Source organism: Sphingobium cupriresistens LL01 (assembly GCF_001046645.1).
Taxonomy (GTDB): Bacteria; Pseudomonadota; Alphaproteobacteria; order Sphingomonadales; family Sphingomonadaceae; genus Sphingobium; species Sphingobium cupriresistens.
This window is the reverse complement of sequence record NZ_KQ130434.1, coordinates 2477622-2494871: the sequence shown is the minus strand read 5'-3', so window position 1 is coordinate 2494871 and position 17250 is coordinate 2477622. Positions and strand designations below refer to the sequence as shown.

At 66.0% G+C, this 17250-nt stretch carries 19 protein-coding genes; 9 read left to right on the top strand and 10 right to left on the bottom strand.

The genetic code is table 11. The features are described 5' to 3' along the window. Positions 1-254: 254 nt before the first annotated feature. Positions 255-863: a L,D-transpeptidase family protein gene (locus V473_RS12045; protein ID WP_066605630.1), complete on the top strand. Its 609-nt coding sequence runs from the start codon at positions 255-257 to the stop codon at positions 861-863. 91 nt (positions 864-954) lie between these two features. Further along, positions 955-2265, top strand: a complete 1311-nt coding sequence (locus V473_RS12040; protein WP_066604293.1) for an MFS transporter — start codon at positions 955-957, stop codon at positions 2263-2265. A gap of 20 nt (positions 2266-2285) precedes the next feature. Here V473_RS12040 and ahpF read toward each other — a convergent pair whose 3' ends face one another. The 3 genes from ahpF to betI form a co-directional block, all read right to left on the bottom strand. Further along, a complete protein-coding gene (ahpF, locus tag V473_RS12035) occupies positions 2286-3866 on the bottom strand; it encodes an alkyl hydroperoxide reductase subunit F (protein WP_066604291.1) in 1581 nt (526 codons plus the stop codon). A gap of 208 nt (positions 3867-4074) precedes the next feature. After that, positions 4075-4638, bottom strand: coding sequence for an alkyl hydroperoxide reductase subunit C (ahpC, locus tag V473_RS12030; RefSeq protein ID WP_066604289.1), 564 nt, complete (start codon positions 4636-4638; stop codon positions 4075-4077). 146 nt (positions 4639-4784) lie between these two features. Beyond that, positions 4785-5402 carry a transcriptional regulator BetI gene (betI, locus tag V473_RS12025; protein ID WP_066604287.1) on the bottom strand — a complete coding sequence of 206 codons (618 nt, stop codon included), beginning with the start codon at positions 5400-5402 and terminating at the stop codon, positions 4785-4787. 148 nt (positions 5403-5550) lie between these two features. Between betI and V473_RS12020 the strand changes: the two genes are divergently transcribed. Beyond that, complete coding sequence (locus V473_RS12020) at positions 5551-6003, top strand: hypothetical protein (protein WP_408021511.1); 453 nt, start codon at positions 5551-5553, stop codon at positions 6001-6003. A gap of 143 nt (positions 6004-6146) precedes the next feature. Here V473_RS12020 and V473_RS12015 read toward each other — a convergent pair whose 3' ends face one another. Beyond that, positions 6147-6485: an ArsR/SmtB family transcription factor gene (locus V473_RS12015; protein ID WP_129927089.1), complete on the bottom strand. Its 339-nt coding sequence runs from the start codon at positions 6483-6485 to the stop codon at positions 6147-6149. A 292-nt stretch (positions 6486-6777) separates the two neighbouring features. Here V473_RS12015 and V473_RS12010 point away from each other — a divergent pair, with 292 nt between their 5' ends. Beyond that, positions 6778-7920, top strand: a complete 1143-nt coding sequence (locus V473_RS12010; protein ID WP_066604279.1) for a site-specific DNA-methyltransferase — start codon at positions 6778-6780, stop codon at positions 7918-7920. 121 nt (positions 7921-8041) lie between these two features. Further along, on the top strand, positions 8042-9166 hold the full coding sequence (gene folP / locus V473_RS12005) for a dihydropteroate synthase (RefSeq protein ID WP_066605623.1): 1125 nt from the start codon (positions 8042-8044) through the stop codon (positions 9164-9166). 21 nt (positions 9167-9187) lie between these two features. On the opposite strand, the gene V473_RS12000 is transcribed toward folP, so the two are convergent. The 3 genes from V473_RS12000 to V473_RS11990 form a co-directional block, all read right to left on the bottom strand. Next, positions 9188-9667: a GNAT family N-acetyltransferase gene (locus V473_RS12000; RefSeq protein ID WP_066604276.1), complete on the bottom strand. Its 480-nt coding sequence runs from the start codon at positions 9665-9667 to the stop codon at positions 9188-9190. Between the two features lie 13 nt (positions 9668-9680). Further along, a complete protein-coding gene (locus V473_RS11995) occupies positions 9681-10316 on the bottom strand; it encodes a hypothetical protein (protein ID WP_066605620.1) in 636 nt (211 codons plus the stop codon). Between the two features lie 79 nt (positions 10317-10395). After that, the gene (locus V473_RS11990; RefSeq protein WP_066605617.1) at positions 10396-11838 is read right to left on the bottom strand and encodes a sigma-54-dependent transcriptional regulator; all 1443 of its coding nucleotides are present in this window, start codon (positions 11836-11838) and stop codon (positions 10396-10398) included. A gap of 152 nt (positions 11839-11990) precedes the next feature. On the opposite strand from V473_RS11990, the gene V473_RS11985 reads away from it, so the two are divergent. The 4 genes from V473_RS11985 to V473_RS11970 are packed head-to-tail and all read left to right on the top strand — an operon-like array spanning position 11991 to position 13823. Next, positions 11991-12113, top strand: coding sequence for an aa3-type cytochrome c oxidase subunit IV (locus V473_RS11985; RefSeq protein ID WP_066604273.1), 123 nt, complete (start codon positions 11991-11993; stop codon positions 12111-12113). A gap of 37 nt (positions 12114-12150) precedes the next feature. After that, the gene (locus tag V473_RS11980) at positions 12151-12447 is read left to right on the top strand and encodes a hypothetical protein (RefSeq protein ID WP_066604269.1); all 297 of its coding nucleotides are present in this window, start codon (positions 12151-12153) and stop codon (positions 12445-12447) included. Next, positions 12444-13097: an NAD(P)(+) transhydrogenase (Re/Si-specific) subunit beta gene (locus V473_RS11975; protein WP_066604262.1), complete on the top strand. Its 654-nt coding sequence runs from the start codon at positions 12444-12446 to the stop codon at positions 13095-13097. The genes V473_RS11980 and V473_RS11975 overlap by 4 nt, the downstream gene beginning before the upstream one ends. Before the next feature lie 36 nt (positions 13098-13133). Continuing rightward, complete coding sequence (locus tag V473_RS11970; RefSeq protein ID WP_066604261.1) at positions 13134-13823, top strand: aspartate/glutamate racemase family protein; 690 nt, start codon at positions 13134-13136, stop codon at positions 13821-13823. A gap of 96 nt (positions 13824-13919) precedes the next feature. On the opposite strand, the gene V473_RS11965 is transcribed toward V473_RS11970, so the two are convergent. Genes V473_RS11965 through V473_RS11955 form a run of 3 tightly spaced genes read right to left on the bottom strand, consistent with a single transcriptional unit; the run spans position 13920 to position 17169 of the window. Continuing rightward, a complete protein-coding gene (locus V473_RS11965; RefSeq protein WP_066604259.1) occupies positions 13920-14654 on the bottom strand; it encodes a FadR/GntR family transcriptional regulator in 735 nt (244 codons plus the stop codon). Positions 14655-14671: 17 nt separating this feature from the next. Continuing rightward, positions 14672-15595: a Gfo/Idh/MocA family protein gene (locus tag V473_RS11960; RefSeq protein WP_066604257.1), complete on the bottom strand. Its 924-nt coding sequence runs from the start codon at positions 15593-15595 to the stop codon at positions 14672-14674. Further along, on the bottom strand, positions 15592-17169 hold the full coding sequence (locus V473_RS11955) for an aldehyde dehydrogenase (NADP(+)) (protein ID WP_066604254.1): 1578 nt from the start codon (positions 17167-17169) through the stop codon (positions 15592-15594). The genes V473_RS11960 and V473_RS11955 overlap by 4 nt, the downstream gene beginning before the upstream one ends. Between the last annotated feature and the right edge of the window lie 81 nt (positions 17170-17250).

Sequence of the window (17250 nt, the reverse complement as noted above, 5' to 3'; positions counted from 1 at the left end):
CTCTTATGCGCCCTTGTCGCGCTTTTGGCGCGCCATGGTGCAGCCGCTGGGTCATTTTGTTGCGAGCGATGCGCCGGAACGGACAGCGCGATGTTTGATGCGGTTCCTGTCCCATCATGGGATCGCGGCGCACGGCCGCGCAACAGCAGGCTGGCGCTGGCGAATATCATGGTTAATAAACACTTATGCCTGCCTTTCGCCTACGCCTGTCCATGCTGCGCCCTTTGATCCTGGCTGGCGCATGGGCGCTGGTCATGCCTGCTACGGCGCCGGCGCAATCCTTGAACGGCGCGCAACAACTGGCGCCGGGCGGCTATCGCTGGCTGGGGCAGGGGCCATGGGACGGCCCCATCTATATGGTCATCAGCATCGAAAAGCAGATGATCCATGTCTATAGCGGCGACCAGTTGATCGGGCTGGCGAGCGTGTCGACGGGCATGAAGGGGCATCGCACCCCGACCGGCGATTTCCCCATATTGCAGAAACGGCAATGGCATCGCTCCAACCTCTACAGCAATGCGCCCATGCCCTATATGCAGCGGCTGACCTGGGACGGGATCGCCCTCCATGCCGGGCATAATCCGGGCTATCCGGCGAGCCACGGCTGCATCCGCCTGCCCTATGCCTTCGCCCGCGACCTGTTCGCGCTGACGAAGATGGGGACGCTGGTGGAAGTGACGCAGGCGCGCCTGACTGCGGCGCTGCAATATGATCCGCTGGTGCTGGGCGATCCGGCGAGCCAAGTGGTGACGTTCGGGCCGGCGCGGAGCGAGCGGATGACATTGCCGCCGGTGCCTGCTGGCGGGAATGGGGCGCCGAGGCTGGAGGTCGATCCGGCGATTTTCGGCAATTGGGGCGGCTGAACCGTTAGGGGGTTGCAGGGTTTATTGTCTCTGGTCATCGTCCCCGATGCGCCATCCACGCCCATCTGGCGTGACGCGAGAAGGAGTGTCGATGCAGGCCAGCCCCTTATCTGCCCGATCCCTGCCAACCCGCTCCCTGGCGGTCGCTGCGCTGTCCACCATCGTCGAATGGTATGATTTCACCCTCTATCTCTATTTCGCCACGGTATTGTCGCGGACCTTCTTCGGCGGGGGTGCGGTAGGGCTGGGCGATGCGCTGGCGGGCTTTGCGCTGGCCTATCTGATGCGGCCGGTCGGCGCGATCGTGTTCGGCCATATCGGCGACCGCTACGGGCGGCGGGTGACGATGCTGCTGTCGATGGGGATGATGACCGCCGCGATGCTGGCCACCGCGATGTTGCCGACCCATGCGCAGGTCGGGCCGCTGGCGGGATGGCTGATGATCGGGTTGCGCTGTGTCATGGCCTTCTCCGTCGGTGGCGAATATACCGGCGTCGTCGCCTATCTGCTGGAGGGCGCGCGGGCCGGGCGGCGCGGGTTCGTGACGTCGCTGGCGTCGGCGGCGAGCGAGGTCGGCGCGCTGCTGGCGGCGGGGGTGTCGGCGATCACCGTTGCTTCGCTGGACACCCGGAGCCTGACCGACTGGGGCTGGCGGATACCCTTTCTGGTCGGCGCGGTGTTGGCGGGCGTGATCCTGCTGGCGCGATCGACGATGGAGGAATCACCCGATTTCCTGCGGCAGCAAGCCCAGGCGGCGACGCCCACCAATCCGTTGACCCACAGCCTGCGCCACCACAGGGCGGCGATCGGCCGGGGTTTTGCGATTTCGGCGCTGGGGTCGATCACCTATTATGTCGGCATTACCTATGTGCCGAGCTTCCTATCCGCCATGGGGACGACGGGGGAAAGGGACGCCCTGTGGCTGTCGACCCTGGCCGCGCTGGCTGTGATACTGGTGACACCGCTGGTTGGATGGCTGACCGATCGGGTCGGGCGGCGGCCGGTCCTGATCGCGTTGGCGCTGGCGGGCGCGCTGCTGCCGACGGCGATGTTCCTGCTGATGCAGGGCGGCTTCGGCGTGGCGCTGGCGGGGGCCGTGGTGCTCGCCTGCCTGGGCGGGGCGGTGAGTGCCGTCGGGGCGGTCGCCACGGCCGAGCAGTTTCCCGGCGAGGGGCGTTTGAGCGGCCTGGCGTTCGGCGCGACCAGCGCGACGGCCCTGTTCGGCGGATTGACGCCATGGCTGGCGCACTGGCTGATCGAACGCAGCGGCTGGGCCCCGGCGCCCGGCGCGATGATCGCGCTGGTGGCGCTGTGCGTGCTGCCCGTACTGCTGACGCTGCCCGAAACCGCGCCGCGGATACGCAAAAAGGCCGACCCGTCGCCGGACCGGCCTTTCTCGTAAAACCCCGCTCAGGGTTGTTCTTATGCCGCCTGGGCCGCTTCTTCGCTGGTGGGCAGGCGGATCAAATAGTCGAAGGCGGACAGACCCGCCGTCGATCCCGCGCCCATCGCGATCACGATCTGCTTGTACGGAACCGTTGTGCAGTCGCCCGCCGCGAAGATGCCCGGCTGGCTGGTTTCGCCGCGCGCGTCGATCTCTATCTCGCCACGGGGAGACAGGGCGATCGCGTCCTTGAGCCATTCGGTGTTGGGCACCAGGCCGATCTGGACGAAAATCCCTTCCAGTTCGACATCATGTTCGGCGCCATGGTTGCGATCCTTGTAGGACAGGCCCGTCACCCGTTCGCCATTGCCGTCCACCTTGGTCGTCAGGGCCGAGGTGATGATCTTGACATTAGGCAGGCTGGCGAGCTTGCGCTGCAACACCGCATCAGCGCGCAACTGGCTGTCATATTCGATCAGCGTCACATGGGCGACGATGCCGGCCAGGTCGATCGCCGCTTCGACGCCGCTATTGCCGCCGCCGATCACCGCCACGCGCTTGCCCTTGAACAGCGGACCATCGCAATGCGGGCAATAGGCGACGCCCTTGTTGCGATACTCGTCCTCACCGGGGACGCCCATCTGCCGCCAGCGCGCGCCGGTGGACAGGATGAGCGTGCGGCCTTTCAAGGACGCGCCGTTCTCCAGCACGACTTCATGATAGCCGCCCTCGGTCTGGGCCGGGATCAGCTTCGCCGCCTTTTGCAGGTTCATGATCTCGACGTCATAATCCTTCACATGCGCTTCGAGCGCGCTCGCCAGCTTCGGCCCCTCGGTGTGCGATACCGAGATGAAATTCTCGATATCCATCGTGTCGAGCACTTGGCCGCCAAAGCGTTCGGCTGCGACGCCGGTGCGGATGCCCTTTCGCGCCGCATAGATGGCGGCCGCCGCGCCCGCCGGCCCGCCGCCGACGATCAGCACTTCGAACGGGTCCTGGCTTTTGATCTTCTCCGCGGCGCGGACCGCCGCGCCGCTGTCGATCTTCGCGACGATCTGTTCCAACTCCATGCGGCCACTGGCGAAGGGTTCGCCATTCAGGAAGATGGTGGGGACGGCCATCACCTTGCGGCTGTCCACCTCTTCCTTGAACAGCGCGCCGTCGATGGCGACGTGGCTGATGCGGGGATTGAGGACGCTCATCAGGTTCAGCGCCTGCACCACGTCGGGGCAATTCTGGCACGAAAGCGAGAAATAGGTTTCGAAGGCGAAGTCGCCCTCAATATCCTTGATCTGTTGGATCAGATCCTGCGCCGCCTTCGACGGATGGCCGCCGACCTGGAGCAGGGCGAGCACCAGCGAACTGAATTCATGGCCCATCGGCAGGCCGGCGAAGCGCACGCCGATGTCGGTGCCGACCCGGCGGATCATGAAGCTAGGGGTGCGCTGATCTACGCCGCTGACTACGGTCACCTTGTCGGACAGGGTGGCAATGTCATTTAACAGTTCGTCCAGTTCGCGCGACTTTGCGCCATCATCCAGCGACGCCACCAACTCGATCGGCTGGGTGATGTTCGCCAGATAGCCCTTGAGCTGTCCTTTGAGATTTGCGTCCAACATCGTTCTCACTCCGTTGCGTGAAGAGAGCGGGCCGCCTTGCCCTGTCCGAAGGGAGAGGAACGGATAGGCGCAAGACGGCCCGCCGCCGGGGATGGTGCGACCCTAAGGCCCCGGATGAAATAGGGTTTGTCTGTCTAGGGGGGCCTGATCCGCCGGGTTCCGCACCTGTTGGCGGAACCCGGCGAGCTGTAAGCGGCCAGGCGTATTTTTAGATCTTGCCGACCAGGTCGAGCGACGGCGCCAGGGTGGCTTCGCCTTCTTCCCACTTGGCGGGGCAGACTTCACCGGGGTTGGCGGCGACATATTGCGCAGCCTTGACCTTGCGCAGCAGTTCGGTCGCGTTGCGGCCGACGCCTTCCGAGGTGATTTCCATGAACTGGATCACGCCTTCGGGATCGACCAGGAAGGTCGCGCGGTCGGCCAGGCCAACGCCCGGACGCATCACGTCGAAATTGTTCGTGATCTGGCCCGACTGGTCGCCCAGCATATAATAGTTGATCTTGCCGATCGCCGGCGAGGTGTCGTGCCAGGCCTTGTGGCTGAAATGGGTGTCAGTCGACACCGAATAGACTTCCACGCCCATCTTCTGCAGGGTGGGGTAGATGTCCGCCAGATCTTCCAACTCTGTCGGGCAGACGAAGGTGAAATCGGCCGGATAGAAGAAGAAGACCGCCCACTTGCCCTTCACGTCAGCGTCGGTCACGTCGACGAACTTGCCTTCCTTATAGGCGGTCGCGGAGAACGGCTTGATGGTGGTGTTGATGAGAGCCATTGGCTGTCCAAATCCTCATAATGATGTTGCAGTTGCGAACACCCATGTAGGGATGCGGTCGATTCGGGGGAAATTGGTTTTCTCGGATGGCCTGAGTGAGAAAAGCGATCACAGCCCATCGGACTGATCGATCGCTTCGCCTGTCCTCAAGCGTCCGCCAGCACCTGTAACATAGCGTCTTCGACCATGGCCTGGGCCTCTTCTGGCGAAAAGGTCGATCGGTCGAGGCAGAGTTCGAGCCACAGCCCGTCCACCAGCGCCGTCAGGCTGATCGCGGCGACCCTTATCCGCGCGTCGCTCATCGCCGGGGCGGCGGCGCGCAGCAGCGTTTCGAGTTGCGCCCGCGCGCCGCCATAGACTTCGGCATGGACCGCGGCGATCTTCGGGTCGGACTTCACCAGGCTCCAGAAGGCGATCCAGGTGGCGAGCAAATCGGGATCGAGCACCGGCGGCAGGAAATTGGCTTGAAGGCAGGCGCGCAGCCGGTCGCGCGGATCGTCGCCTGCCGCCTCCATCGCGGCGTCGAGCGCGGCGGAGACTTTCGCGCCGACTTCGGCATAAGTGGCCAGGATCAGCGCATCGACGCCGTCGAAATAATGGGTCAGCAGCCCAGATGACACCCCCGCATGGCCGCAGATCGCGCGGACCGACGTGCCGCCCACGCCCTTTTCGGCCAGGCAGCGGGCCGTCGCCTCGATCAGCGCCTGGCGCCGCACATCCGCCGTCTCCCGGACAAATCGCGCCCTGGGTCGCGCCCTGCCCATGCCACCGTCCCTCTTGTCGTTCACGTCCAATCCCCCCGTTTCATCCTTTGCGCGCTGACGGTGCGGCTGGCAAGATGGCGTCTCAAGCGAGGGATCGAACCAGCGGCCCGGTTGGTTCTTCCTGGGACATGAAGGAGATTGACGGATGATGCGCGCCCTTTCCCCCTTGCTTGCGTTGCCCCTGTTGTTGGCAGGCTGCGCCAAGAGCGACGACAATGTCGCGGTCGCGAACAGTAACGCCGCCGCCGCAGTAGAGACGATCGAGGACATGGACGCGGTGCCGGCGAACGCGCAGGCGGCAGACGCACGTCTGCCGACAGACGATTGGGTCGGGCGCTGGATCGGGCCGGAGGGATTGTTCCTCGACATCCAGCCTTCGCCCGACGGCAAGCCGGGCCATTATGCGCTGACCAACAAGGACAATCTCGATCGGCAGGGCGATTATAGCGGCATCGCCGAAGGCGCGACGATCCGCTTCGTGCGCGACGGCAAGGATATGGCGATCCGGCCGGGCGATGGCGATGAGACGGGGTTCAAATATCTGGCGGGCAAGCAGGACTGCCTGATCGTGATCGCGGGGCAGGAGGGCTATTGCCGATAGGGTGGAGGCGCCGTTCCTATCCAGTCTTGGCGCGACGCCCGACATGGGCGGGTAGAAGAAGACCGACATGGGCGGGTAGAAGACGTCCCCCTCCGGCCAACGGGAGGGGGATCATGGCAAATTCTGGTCCGCCGTCCCCGCCATCACTTGCCCAATCCCTCCAGCGCCGAAAAGCGCTGCGACCATAGCGCGCCATGGACGGCCATCCATCCGATTACCGGCGCCAGTCCCTTCACCCGCGCGGCGTACCAGGTTTCGCGGCCGGTGCGGCGGGCGGTCACGAGGCCGGCACGTTTCAGCTTGGCCATATGGCGCGACACCATCGGCTGCGATACGCCCGATTGCTGGGTCAGCGCCTGCACATTCTGTTCGCCTTCGCGCACCAGCGTTTCCAGCAGGGCGCGGCGGGTGCCGTCGGACAGCGCCTTGAACAGGGCATCGGTGGCGGCGTCGCGATCGGCGCTGCGTGAATCAGTCATCATGGTTAACCCATAATCATTGGGTTATGGATTGGTCAAGTTTCTGAGCGCTTAACCGTCTCGCACCGGCGTTAACCAAAAAAAGTTCGGCGGAGCGGGGGATAGAGTCTTTTGAGTCACACCGCCCGATATGGAGTCTGCGGCGAGTCGCGCGACTCTATATCTTGTGGGTCCACCCTTCGTTCTCCTGCACGTTAACCATTTCCTGAAGTGCCTGTGATAAGCCGCTGATCTTGACGGCGGACTCCCAAGGACTCATCGCTGGTCCTTAGAACGAATTCGGGGGCTTTTGCATATGGGTGTAATGGAGCGCGTCGCGGCGCCGCGGCGGAAGAAGACGGCACGGCCGGTCGTGGTCGACGCGGCCCAGATCGCGACCGACACCCTGCTGCGCGGCGATTGCATCTCGGAAATGGCCAAGCTGCCCGACAATTGCATCGACATGATCTTCGCCGATCCGCCCTATAATCTGCAACTGGGCGGCGACCTGTTCCGGCCCGAAGGCGGCCGCGTCGACGCGGTCGACAATGACTGGGACAAGTTCGACACGCTGGGCAGCTATGACCGCTTCACCAAGGCGTGGCTGCGCGAGGCGCGCCGTATCTTGAAGCCCAACGGTTCGATCTGGGTGATCGGCAGCTATCATAATATCTTCCGCGTCGGCACCGCGCTCCAGGACGAAGGCTTCTGGATCCTCAACGACATCATCTGGCGCAAGTCCAACCCGATGCCCAATTTCAAGGGCACGCGCTTCACCAATGCGCATGAGACGCTGATCTGGGCGAGCCAGGGCGAGGACGCTAAATATACGTTCAACTACAAGGCGATGAAGACGCTGAACGATGAATTGCAGATGCGCTCCGACTGGGTGCTGCCGATTTGCGGCGGGCAGGAACGGCTGAAGCGCAACGGCGCCAAGGCGCACCCGACGCAGAAGCCCGAAGCGCTGCTCTATCGCGTGATGCTGGCCTGCACCAAGCCGGGCGACGTGGTGCTTGATCCCTTTTTCGGCACCGGCACTACGGGCGCAGTCGCCAAGCGGTTGGGCCGCAAATGGATCGGCATCGAGCGCGAGGATGACTATATCGAGGTCGCGCTGGAGCGGATCGAGGCGGCGCTGCCGCTGGACGAAAGCGCACTGACCATCATGCAGACCGCGCGCCAGCAGCCCAAGGTGGCGTTCGGCACGCTGGTCGAGACGGGCTATCTGACGCCGGGCGCTATATTGCGCGATGCCAAGCGTCGCTGGCAAGCGGAGGTCCGCGCCGACGGTTCGCTGCTGGTGGGGGCCGATACCGGGTCGATCCACAAGATGGGCGCGACGCTGCAAAATGCGCCAAGCTGCAACGGCTGGACCTTCTGGCATGTGGAGGTCGAGGGCAAGTTGCAGCCGATCGACACGCTGCGGCAGACCTATTTGCTGGCGAACGAGCCTTAGCCTCATCCTTGCAATTCCGCTTGGGCTGGGCGAAGTCGAAGCCTTCCGCTGACCGAAGGGAAGCGACTTCGCTCCGCTCAGTGTGGCCCTTCGACTTCGCTCAGGGCGAACGGGAGAAATGATGACCCTTCCTGCCATCCCGCCCCACGCCCGCCTCTACCTGAAGCCCACATGGTTCGTGCCGACGCCGATCGGCTTGCCCGACGGGTCGGTGGCGCGGATGGGCAATGGGCTGATCTGGTTCCAGGGCTATGAACTGAGCGCCTTCGACGGCGCGCGACGGATCGCGCGGATCGTGGTGCCGGTGGCGGATTTCGATGCGGCCATTGCGGGACTGCCCGATGCGCTGGCGGCGCGGGCGCAGCGGCTGGCGGCGCATATCTCCGCGCTCCGCGCTCCGCTGGTGCTGGGCGACCGCACGATCCGCTTCGACGCGCCGCAGGTGATGGCGATATTGAACGTCACGCCCGACAGCTTCTCCGACGGCGGCAAGCATGTCGGCGATCCCCAGGCGGCGGCGGATGCCGGCTTCGCGATGGCGGCGGCGGGGGCGGCGCTGATCGACGTGGGCGGCGAATCGACCCGGCCGCGCGCGCCTAAGGTCTGGGAGGGCGACGAGATCGCGCGCATCGCCCCGGTGATCGAGCGGCTGGCGGCGGCGGGCGTGCCGGTGTCGGTCGATACGCGCAAGGCGGGCGTGATGGAGGCGGCGCTGGCGGCGGGCGCCGCTGTCGTCAACGATGTCAGCGCGCTTGCGCATGATCCGCGCAGTCTGGAGGTGGTGGCGCGCGCGCGATGCCCGGTGATCCTGATGCACGCCCCATCCGCTGGCGACGATCCGCATGACAATCCGGGCGGTTATGGCGATGTCGTCGCCGACGTGTTCGACCATCTGGAGGCGCGGATCGCCGCGTGCGAGGGGGCGGGGATTGCGCGCGACCGGATCATGGTCGATCCGGGGCTGGGCTTCGGCAAGAGCCTGGCCGACAATCTGGCGCTGGTGAACGGCCTGGCGACTTTCCAGGCGCTGGGCGTGCCGCTGCTGTTCGCAGGGAGCCGCAAGCGGTTGATCGGGGCGCTGTCGAACGAAGCGCCGGCGGCGGATCGGCTGGGCGGATCGGTCGCGCTGGGCTTCCGCGCGGCGCAACTGGGCGCGCAGATGGTGCGGGTGCACGATGTCCGCGAAAGCGTGCAGGCGCTTCACTTGTGGCGCGGGCTGGCGGATGCGGGATTGAGCGCGGTTTAGGCGGGTTTGGCCGGCCCGACTTCAAACTACCAAGCGCGCATAGAATCGGTTATCGACGGCCATTTTGGGGAAGTCGGGCGGCAGCGCTTCCGCCTCCACCCGCGCAAAGCCGTTCTTCTCGTAGAAGCGGTGCGCGGCAACGAAGCGGTCGGTGGTGCCAAGCCAGATTTGGGTCACGCCCCGGTCGCGGGCGGCCGCCAGAGCCGTGTCGAGTAGCGCCTGCGCCACGCCCGCCGCGCGGCCGCGATGGCTGGCGGCGACGAACATCTTGCGCAGGGCGACAGCGCCCGATCCGATATCCTTCAGCGCGACCGTGCCGACCAAGCGACCGTTTGCCCGCGCGACCCAGAAGCCGCCCGCGCCCGGCCCGTAATAGGCGGGAATGTCGCTCAGGTCCGGCTGGTCGGCCGCGGTAATGGCGATGCCATATTCGTCGCGCTGGATCGACAGGATCAGGTCCAGCACGCCCTGCTGGTCGGCGGGAGCGAACGGGCCGATCATGCGCGGCGCGGGGTCAGTTGGCGTTGGCCGCCGGGGCGGGGACGGCCGCTGGCGCAGGCGTCGTCCCGTCCTTCCGCGCGAAGCTGCGCAGACTGGCCAGCGTCTGCTCGGCGATACCCTGATATTGTTCGCTCAGCATTTCGGGATAGACGAAAGTGGCGGTCACGATCGCGCCGTCGGGCTGCTTGAGCAGGCGGATCGCGACATTATTACCTTCGCCGTCATTGGCGGTGCCGCGATATTCATTCTCGCCGACGAAATCGCCATCCACGCCTTCGGCGCTGTCGTTGACCGCTTCCACAATCTGCTGGAGCGTCTGGTCATTGTCGTTCTTCTGCCAGAATACCCGCACGTCCGCGCCGGCGCCGGGGTCTTGATAGACCGCGCCGTCGGCGGTGCTGGCGGCCTTGTCTACGGTCCAGCCTTCGGGGAAGGTGATGGAAAAGCCGCGTGTCTGGTTCACATAATTGCGATTGTCGGCGTCCTCGGCCGTGGCGTTGGCGATCGCATTGGCCGCTGCGGCGTTGGCGGCCGCGGCCAGTTCCTCCTGGGTCGGCATGTCTGCGACCGGTTCGGACCGGCCACAGGCGAATAGCAGGAGGAGGGGGAGGCAGGCGGCCAAAGAGGCGGAACGGGCGGCGTTTTTCATGGCGCAATCCAAAGCATAGCCACGCGGATAATTCAACGGCGTAAGCCGGCCGCTTCGCTTATCCGTTCTTATCTGCCGTTCAGGCGGCGCTGTCGATGCCCAGTTCGGCCAGCTTGCGATAGAGGGTTGAGCGGCCGATACCCAGCCGCCGGGCGACTTCCGTCATACGGCCGCGATAATGGCCGATGGCGAGACGGATGACGTCGGCCTCGATCTCGGCTAGTTGGCGGACATGGCCGTCGCCTTCGAACAAAGTGATGCCCGCGCCGTCGCGATGCGGCTGGCTGGCGGCGCGCGGGCGCAACGACAATATGCTGGCCCCGGCCTGGATCTGCGACGCGATCTGCGGGAAATCCTGCGGCGTCAGCGCATCGCCCTCGCACAGGACGGCGGCGCGGAAGAGGGCGTTCTGGAGCTGGCGGACATTGCCCGGCCAGCCATGTTGCATCAACAGCGCCAGCGCATCATCGGTGACGCCCAGCCCGCGCAGCCCCGGCTGGGTGGCGATGCGGGCGAGCAGATGGCGGCAAAGCGCGGGAATGTCGCCCATGCGTTCGCGCAAGGGCGGGACGGTGAGCTGGACGACGTTGAGGCGGTAATAAAGATCCTCGCGGAAATTGCCGGCCTCGACCTCCTCGATCAGCCGCTTGTTGGTCGCGGCGATGACGCGGACATCGACATGGACTGGGCGGCGCGCGCCGATCGGCTGGACTTCGCCATCCTGCAACACCCGCAGCAGCTTGACCTGCGCGTCCAGCGGCATTTCGCTGACTTCATCGAGGAAGAGCGTGCCCATGTCGGCGCTGGCGAACTTGCCGACATGGCGGTCGAACGCGCCGGTGAAGGCGCCACGCTCATGGCCGAACAGTTCCGATTCGACGAGGTTGGCCGGAATCGCGCCGCAATTGACGGTCACCATCGCCTGTTTGTGGCGGGGGGAAGCGGCATGGATGGCGCGGGCGATGACATCCTTGCCGACGCCGCTTTCGCCCTCGATCAGCACGGGCACGCGGGCGCGGGCGGCCTTGGCCGCGATGGCCAGGGCGGCGCGGAATTGCGGGGCGGAACCGACCACATCCTCGAAGGAGAGGGGGGCGGTGATCTTTTCGGTGAGCGGACGCAATTCGCCCGCCGCGGCGCCTTCGGCCAGCGTCGCGTTCAAGGCGGCGAGCAACCTTTCGGGCGCGATCGGCTTGGACAGATAATCGGTAGCGCCCGCGCGCATCGCCTCTACGGCGATGGCGACATTGTTATGCGCGGTCAGGATCAGGATCGGCAGCGCCGGGCGCCGACTACGAATTTCGCGGATCAGGCCCGATGGCTCATAGTCCGGGCTCCATTGGTCCAGGATGATGGCGTCAAGCTGCATCCCGTCCTGCGTGCCTAGCGTCGCAATGGCGGTTTCGCCGTCGGCGGCGAAGATGGTGCGCCATCCCGCACGCGCTCCCAGCGCCGACACCAGACGTCGCTGCGCCGGTTCATCGTCGATCAGCATCAGCATCGGTACGCCGTCGCGCGCCATCAAATCCCTCATATGCAACCCGCAGGCGATGGTAAGCGCAGGGGGTAAAGGCGGGCTTAACTGCGACGAATTTTCTTGCAGGCGGCGGGTTGAGGGCGCGGCCCCCAGACGATAAGAGGTGGGCCAGCATCGACAGGACAAGGGGACAGGATATGGCGTCGGACAGCAATATGAAGGCCGCGAACCAGACTTATGGAAGCTTCGTCGGCTTCGTCAAATGGGGCACGATCGTCAGCGTCGCGCTCGCCGCGCTGGTGGTGCTGCTGATCGCCTGACCCGCTTGCCGCAGGGCGTAATGACAGGCGCGCGCGCATGACGGGCGCGCTGGCGTTGCTGCCCCTGTTCCTGGCCGCCTGTGCGGGCGGCTATATCGCTGCCCGGCCGGGGACGGACTCCGATCGTCCGGCTTGGCGATCGGGAACGGGCGGCGTGGCCGCCATCCTGTTCGTCGGCGCGCTGATCGCCGCCGCCGAAGCGGGCAGCGCGACGGCGCGCTACATCGCCCTGATCGCCCTGCTATGCGCCAGCGCCGCGAGCGTCCTGTTGCTGGGCGTGCCAGAACGCGGCCTGACGCCGGATGGTGACGGTGATGACGGGGTGGACGGATGATCCCCCCTGTCGGCCCTGCATGGCTGGGCGCGCAACTGGACGGCATCGATCCGTCGCCCGTGGTGGCGGGCGCCTATCTCCTGTCCGTCGCGCTGATGTTCGTGGGATTGTGGATGCGAGACGGCGGCCACGGCAATCGCTGGGCGATGGCGGGGATCGCGACCGGCGCGGCGGCGGCGGTCTATAGCCATGATGTCGTCAACCTGCCGGAAATGGTGAGCGTGGTCGTGATCGGCGGCGGCATCGGCCTGTTGCTGGCGCGGCGCAGCGCGGTGGCGGCCTTGCCCCGGCTGATGCTCGCGGGCCACGGCCTGCTGGGCGTGGCGGCGATGGCCATGGCCGCGACCCTGTGGCGCAATCCCGGCGCCTTCGGCTTGGCCGCCGACGATGGCCTATTGCTGACGCTCGGCTTTGCTTTGGGCGTGGCGACGCTGGCGGGCGCGCTGACCTTGGCGGTCGGTCGCAGGCCGGGCGGACTTGCCCTGCTTGGCAGCGGCGCGGGTTGGGCGGCGGCGGCGCTGGGCTTTGCTATCGGCAATAGTGCAATGGTCGTGGCGGGCGGCATGGCGGGCGTCGCCGGGCTGCGTCTGGCATGGCGCGCGCGGCGGATCGCATCAAGAGCCTTGCCCAGCGGGGCGGGCTTACCCTAACGCTATGGGCAAATCATTCCCGCAGCGGAGACGTATATGCACAAACTCGGCCTGATCGGCGGCCTTAGCTGGACCTCCACCGCGCGCTATTATGCCATCATCAACCAGGCGGTCCACCGCGCGCTGGGCGGGCAGCATAGTGCGCCGTTGCTGATCGAGAGCCTGGATTTCGCCGAAGTCGCGCGCTGCGCCACGGAAAATGACTGGGACTGCGCGGCAGGGCAGCTGATCGGCGCGGCCCAGAGGCTGGAGCAGGGCGGCGCAGGCGCGCTGTTGATCTGCGCCAATTCGATGCATCGCGTCTATGACCGGGTGCAGGTGGCGGTCGGCATCCCGATCCTGCATATCGCCGATATCGTCGGCAAGAAGATGAAGGCGGACGGCATCGAAAAGGCGGCGCTGATCGGCACGCGCAACGTGATGACCGAGAAATTCTATCGCCAGCGGCTGGTCGCGCATGGCATTTCGCTGCTGCCCGCCGACATGGAACTGGCCGAACGGATCGACAGGATCGTCTATGACGAACTGACCGTGGGGAAGGTGAGCAAGGAATCCGAACGCTATATGAAGTCGGAACTGACCGACATCGCGAAGGAGGATGTGCAGGCGGTGGTGCTGGCCTGCACCGAATTGGAGCTGATCGTGGACGTGAAGGCCAATGTCCTGCCCATCTATGATTGCACCAGCATCCACGCCAAGGCGGGGGTGGAATTCATATTGGGGTGAGCGCCATCCCGCGCAGGCGGGAGCCCAGTCCCAAGCCGGCCGATGATCGCGAGGGCGGTGCTGGGTTCCCGCCTGCGCGAGGAAATCGTGATGTATTTATCGGCCCGGCTCCGCCAGCGCGATATCCATGTCCGCCAGCGCCAGGCGCAGCAGTTCGGCCATGGCTGTGCGCGCGGCGGCGGTGTCGCGGGCGGCGATCGCCTGGAACACGGCGCGATGGTCGGGCAGGGGATCACGGGGCAACAGCTTCTTGCGATGCTTGAAGGTCGTGGTCCAACTGACCGCCGCGCCAACCGAACTGGCCAGCGCCTCCAGCGCGTCATTATGGGTGGCGGCCAGGATGGCATGGTGGAAACGCTGGTCTGCGGCGCGGCCGTCGGGCGTCGACAGGCCGAAGCGGCCCATTTCCGCCAGCGCGGCCTCCATCGTCGCCAGTTGCTCGTCGGTGCGGCGGCGGGCGGCGAATTCGGCGGCGGCCGGTTCGATCACGCCGCGCAGTTCGAACAGGTCGTGGATGAAATTGGCGTCCGGTTCCCCTGCGAACATCCAGGCCAGCATTTCGGGGTCGAGCACGTTCCAGCGACTGCGCGGCAGGACGCGGGTGCCGGCCTTGGGGCGGCTTTCCAGCATCCCCTTGGCGATCAGGATGCGCACCGCCTCGCGATAGGCGGTGCGGGAGACGCCGAGGCGCTCCGACGCCTCGATCTCACCCTCGAACAATTCGCCTGGGCGATGCTTGCCCGTAAGGATCGCGGTGCCCAGGTCGCGGGCGATCGTCTGATGGATGCGCAGCACGCCTTCCTCCGATCCGATCTTGCGCCCGCTACCCAAATCCCCGCTCCTATAGTCTAGTCCTCAAATGCTGCCGTAGGGCAATGCCGTCCGCAAAGAAAGGCGTCCGCCACCAGACGCAGCGGCGCGGTATCGGCGTCGATCGCCCTGTCCGCCACCAGGCGCACGAAACGGCGGTACATGATCGGATATTCCTCGTCCTGCGCCTTCATCTGCACTTCGCCGTCCAGACGCAGCGTATTGCCGCCTTCGGACAGGAGCAGGCTGCCCTTGTCCGTCTCGACCGCAATGTCCCAGGTCTGCGGCCCGGTCTGGCGCCAGTCGAACAGGGTGTCGATCGCGGCACCGGATGCCGTCGCCATGGCCAGCGTCGCGCCGATCGGCGCCTGCTTGTTGGACGGCACTTCCAGTTCGGCCGATAGCACGGTGATCGGTTCGCCGACGATTTCGGTCAGGATCGACAGGGCGTTGATGCCCGGATCGAACACGCCAAAGCCGCCCGCTTCCCAGATCCAGGGCTGGCCCGGATGCCAGTGACGGACATCCTCGCGCCACTGAATGTCGATCCGCTCGACCTTGCGCTCCGCGATCCAGGCTTTCGCCTGCGCGACGGCGGCGGCATAGCGGCTGTGCCAGCTGGCATAGAGCGTCACGCCCTGCGACTTGGCCAGCGCCGTCAATGCCTCCACTTCGGACACGGTCGCGCCCGGCGGTTTTTCCAGAAATACATGCTTGCCCGCCAGCAACGCCTGCCGGGCCGCATGATAGCGGACCTGCGGCGGCTGGCACAGGATGACGGCGTCGAGGTCGGGTTCGCCCGCCAGCATCGCGCCGAGGTCGGGGTAATTATTCACCCCTTCCCCCTGCGCGTTGCGGCTGGCGACGGCGACCAGGTCGATGCCGTCGATCTTTTCGATGGCGGGCAGGTGCTGATCGCGCGCGATCTTGCCGAGCCCTACCAGACCTGCCCTGATCGTCATGCGGCCAGTTCCAGCTTGCCTTCGTTACGGCGCGTCAGGCCCCAGGGGTTGGCGGCCTGCAATGCGGGCGGCAACAGCGCGTCGGGCAGGTCCTGATAGCAGACGGGACGCAGGAAGCGCATCATCGCCAAGGTGCCGACCGAGGTCGAACGGCCGTCCGAGGTCGAGGGGAAGGGGCCGCCATGCACCATGGCATGGGTCACTTCGACGCCGGTGGGCCAGCCATTGGCGAGGACGCGGCCGACCTTGCGCGACAGCGTGGGCAACAGCTTGGCGGCATTGTCCGCATCGCTGGCTTCCATCTGGAGCGTCGCGGTCAACTGGCCTTCCAGATCGGCGATGGTGGCGATCACGTCCTCGATCGTGGCGCACTTCACCAGGATCGAGGACGCGCCGAACACTTCATGCGCCAGCGCCGGGTTGGCGCGGAACTGGTCGGACGCGGTGGCGAAGAAGGCGGACTGGCCGCGATTGGCGCCGTCCGCTTCGGTGCCGCGCGCGACGGTAGTGACGCCGTCCGCGCTGGCCAGTGCCTCGACGCCCTTTTCATAGGCGGCGTGGATGCCGGGCGTCAGCATGACCTGCGCCGCATTGGCCGACAGCGCCTTGGCCGCTGAGGCGACGAACGTGTCGAGATCGGGGCTGTCGAGCGCAATCACCATGCCGGGATTGGTGCAGAACTGGCCGGCGAACAGCGACATGGAACCGACGAATGCGGTGCCCAGTGCTTCGGCGCGCGCAGCGAGCGCACCGGGCAGCAGGACGACCGGGTTGATCGACGACATTTCCGAATAGACCGGGATCGGCTCTTCGCGCTTGGCCGCAATCTGCATCAGCGCAATGCCGCCGCCGCGCGATCCGGTGAAGCCCACCGCCTTGATCTGCGGATCGGCGACCAGCGCGCCACCCAGATCATTGGTGGTGCCGGGCAGGTAGGAGAAGACGCCTTCGGGCAGGCCGCAGGCCGCGACCGCCGCGATGATCGCGCGGGCGACCAGTTCGCCGGTGCCGGGATGGGCGGGATGGCCCTTCACCACGACCGGGCAACCGGCGGCGAAGGCGGACGCGGTGTCACCGCCCGCGACCGAGAAGGCGAGCGGGAAGTTGGATGCGCCGAACACGGCGACGGGACCAAGCGCCTGGTTGACGCGGCGCAGGTCGCTGCGGGGCAGCGGCGTGCGGTCGGGCAGCGCCTTGTCGATGGTGGCGTCCAGCCAGTCGCCCTGGCGGACATAGCTGGCGAACAGGCGCAACTGGCCGACGGTGCGGCCGCGTTCGCCCTCCAGACGACCGCGCGGCAGGCCGGATTCGCTCATCGCGGTGGTGATGAGCAGGTCGCCGATGGCGACGATCTGGTCGGCGACGCTTTCCAGGAAGGTGGCGCGCGCGTCGGGGGTCAGGGTGGAGAAGCTTTCGAACGCAGCGTCCGCCAGCGCGGTCGCATCCGCGACATCGGCGATCGATGCGTTGGAAAAGGCGACCTCGCCCTTCGCGCCGCTCGATGGGTCGATGGCGTAGAAAGGCGCGCCGCCGGTGCGCTCGCTCGCGCCGATGAGGATGGCTCCGTTGAACATGATGTTCTCCTGAATAGGGGGCAATGGAATTTGGTTAGATGCTCGCGCCGGGAAGCGCTGATCGATTTCCGGCGCAGGTGA

Coding starts and splice junctions, on each gene's coding strand:
- V473_RS12045 (WP_066605630.1), top strand. CDS start 255: ATGCCTGCTACGGCGCCGGCGCAATCCTTGAACGGCGCGCAACAACTG.
- V473_RS12040 (WP_066604293.1), top strand. CDS start 955: ATGCAGGCCAGCCCCTTATCTGCCCGATCCCTGCCAACCCGCTCCCTG.
- ahpF (WP_066604291.1), bottom strand. CDS start 3,866: ATGTTGGACGCAAATCTCAAAGGACAGCTCAAGGGCTATCTGGCGAAC.
- ahpC (WP_066604289.1), bottom strand. CDS start 4,638: ATGGCTCTCATCAACACCACCATCAAGCCGTTCTCCGCGACCGCCTAT.
- betI (WP_066604287.1), bottom strand. CDS start 5,402: ATGGGCAGGGCGCGACCCAGGGCGCGATTTGTCCGGGAGACGGCGGAT.
- V473_RS12020 (WP_408021511.1), top strand. CDS start 5,551: ATGCGCGCCCTTTCCCCCTTGCTTGCGTTGCCCCTGTTGTTGGCAGGC.
- V473_RS12015 (WP_129927089.1), bottom strand. CDS start 6,485: ATGATGACTGATTCACGCAGCGCCGATCGCGACGCCGCCACCGATGCC.
- V473_RS12010 (WP_066604279.1), top strand. CDS start 6,778: ATGGGTGTAATGGAGCGCGTCGCGGCGCCGCGGCGGAAGAAGACGGCA.
- folP (WP_066605623.1), top strand. CDS start 8,042: ATGACCCTTCCTGCCATCCCGCCCCACGCCCGCCTCTACCTGAAGCCC.
- V473_RS12000 (WP_066604276.1), bottom strand. CDS start 9,667: ATGATCGGCCCGTTCGCTCCCGCCGACCAGCAGGGCGTGCTGGACCTG.
- V473_RS11995 (WP_066605620.1), bottom strand. CDS start 10,316: ATGAAAAACGCCGCCCGTTCCGCCTCTTTGGCCGCCTGCCTCCCCCTC.
- V473_RS11990 (WP_066605617.1), bottom strand. CDS start 11,838: ATGGCGCGCGACGGCGTACCGATGCTGATGCTGATCGACGATGAACCG.
- V473_RS11985 (WP_066604273.1), top strand. CDS start 11,991: ATGGCGTCGGACAGCAATATGAAGGCCGCGAACCAGACTTATGGAAGC.
- V473_RS11980 (WP_066604269.1), top strand. CDS start 12,151: ATGACGGGCGCGCTGGCGTTGCTGCCCCTGTTCCTGGCCGCCTGTGCG.
- V473_RS11975 (WP_066604262.1), top strand. CDS start 12,444: ATGATCCCCCCTGTCGGCCCTGCATGGCTGGGCGCGCAACTGGACGGC.
- V473_RS11970 (WP_066604261.1), top strand. CDS start 13,134: ATGCACAAACTCGGCCTGATCGGCGGCCTTAGCTGGACCTCCACCGCG.
- V473_RS11960 (WP_066604257.1), bottom strand. CDS start 15,595: ATGACGATCAGGGCAGGTCTGGTAGGGCTCGGCAAGATCGCGCGCGAT.
- V473_RS11955 (WP_066604254.1), bottom strand. CDS start 17,169: ATGTTCAACGGAGCCATCCTCATCGGCGCGAGCGAGCGCACCGGCGGC.